The sequence below is a fragment of the Elusimicrobium sp. An273 genome, from assembly GCF_002159705.1.
Classification (GTDB): Bacteria; Elusimicrobiota; Elusimicrobia; order Elusimicrobiales; family Elusimicrobiaceae; genus Avelusimicrobium; species Avelusimicrobium gallicola.
In genome coordinates this window covers 1-2,131 of record NZ_NFJD01000006.1, presented here as the reverse complement: position 1 = coordinate 2,131, position 2,131 = coordinate 1, and the positions used below count along the sequence as shown (strand labels likewise).

Here is a 2,131-nt window from a genome sequence, read left to right as displayed (position 1 = left end):
GAAAGTGGCGCGCGGGGTGTACTTTGGATTGGTAGACTTCAAAGCGCAGAACGGGCGCGAGCATTGCCAGAAGGTAGTAAAGATTTTGGTGCCGTAAACCGGAGGGGGGATTACATCCCCCTTCGGCAGATGTACGGGCTGATAACCAAACACGGCAAAAAACCAAAATAAGAAAGTTGCTTTTTTGCAGCCAGACAGAAGATTTTAAAAACTTTTTCAAAATAAAAAATTATATTTTATAGCAGGCTTTTTCATTTGTTATGACGGGAAAAAACCAAAAAACGGTTGACATTTGCCCCAAAAGTTGCGAGAATTAAAGTGTATTATGTCGGCGTCTGTTTATATATAACCAGTCGCCTTCTTGTGCATATTTTAGGAAACAGCAGATTTGTAAAAATTTAATTTTAGGAAGGGAATATCCCCCACATGAATACTTGCACCTTAATGAAGATAAAAAGTTTGTTTCAGTCTCTTTTGGGTAAAGCGGCCGCTTGTGCCGGTTTAACCTTGTTGCTTTTATCGGCTTCCGTTCCGTTGTTTGCACAAACGGCGGAAGTCCGTTATGCGGGCGTCTTTTATAAAGATAACCCGACGAACAACAACGAGATGTACTGCGATTATTCCACGCCTATACTGAATGGGGCTGGAAGGACTTCCTCTACTACTAATGACGTGTATGCCCTGTTGGGCGGTTTTCTTTTCCCCACGTCAACGGGCGGCACTCCTTTTATTGACGGTTCGCTGCGCACCACCTATTTGGGCTATCAAACCACTGTTCCTTCTGGAATGAGTGTGCGTGTGCCGTCTCGCTATTATGGTGTAGGTTCCAAGTATTATATACAGGGAACCCGCGGCTCTGGGGATTCGGCTCCAACCGTTTATTATATGTTTGTAGTAACGGGGTATTATACTACCAGCTTGTCTATTGATGTGTCCGAAGATGATATTTCCAACCGCAGTTTTGCTTTCGGCATAGATCCTACCAGCAATAGCACTACAAACGATCCGTGGGTCAGCTCGGCGTTAATCGAATATGATCAGCCTTATCCCGCCGTAACTCCCAGCACAAATAAATATCCCAACCACTGCTTAGCGCTGTGTATGAATGTGTACTGCACCAACAAACCCATGGCGCAGAGTACGTATTCCATCGCGTTTCCGCTGCAGCAGGTAAAATTTGACATTGTAAAATACTATAACGGCAAGAACGTAGAAAACCCGGAAGAAACGCCGGCCATCCGCACGATTGATTTGTACCCGGATACCGAAAGCGATTCTGCCATTTGCGGCTCGTATCGCTGCCCGGGCGGGCCGGATTCCGGCTATACGTGTTCTTCTCCGGATTATGAAGAAAGAAACGGTACCTGCTATCAATTCGGTACCAATACGACTTCTTCTTCCTGCTCGTGTGATTCCGGCAATAAAACATGCAATTATGTGATTTTTAACAATGATGGCACGCCTTCCAACCAGCCGATTCCTTTCTGCGCGGCGTGGGACGGGTCGTATGAAATTGCGGGTGAATTCGGCAAATCAAACGGGGACTTTGCCTTCCGTGCCACCGTCTCTACGGATTTCCCCGGCGACAATATCATCACGGACAAGATTGAATTCAGCTCTACGATTGCCTACCCGGGCATGAACCAAATTCCGATGCAGGTGGACGTGACGAACGTGCACACGGTGCGCAGCACGCCTACGGTGGTGGGGAACATTACGGCGGTATCTGCCCAGCCGTACACGTTTGCGTATCGGCTGAGTAAAGATGCGGACGTGCGGGTAGCCATTTTTGATGCGTCCAACGGGGATAATATCAATTATGGCGGTACAAATAACGGTAATATTACCGCTCCGTCCGGTAATTCCAACGGAGCCTTAGTCCGCACGTTAGTGGACTGGCAGCCGCGCATCGGGGAAGGGATGAAAGGGGTGGACAAAGACACCCAGATTACGGAATTTGACTCGTGGGACGGCCGCAACGACAACGGCCTCTTGCTCCCGGCGGGCAATTACATTACGGCCATCCAAGCCAAAGCGCAGGATGAATGGCCCGGGGTAGACTTTTCGCGCGCGGTTACGCGCCAGATGTCGTTGGATCCGTTGAAACTGACGGATATCGTGGCGACGGGGC

1 protein-coding gene is annotated in these 2,131 nt (G+C 48.7%); it reads left to right on the top strand.

The genetic code is table 11. The features are described 5' to 3' along the window. Positions 1-426: 426 nt before the first annotated feature. On the top strand, positions 427-2,131 hold a 1,705-nt coding region (locus tag B5F75_RS07225; protein WP_143351277.1), incomplete at its 3' end, for a flagellar hook assembly protein FlgD.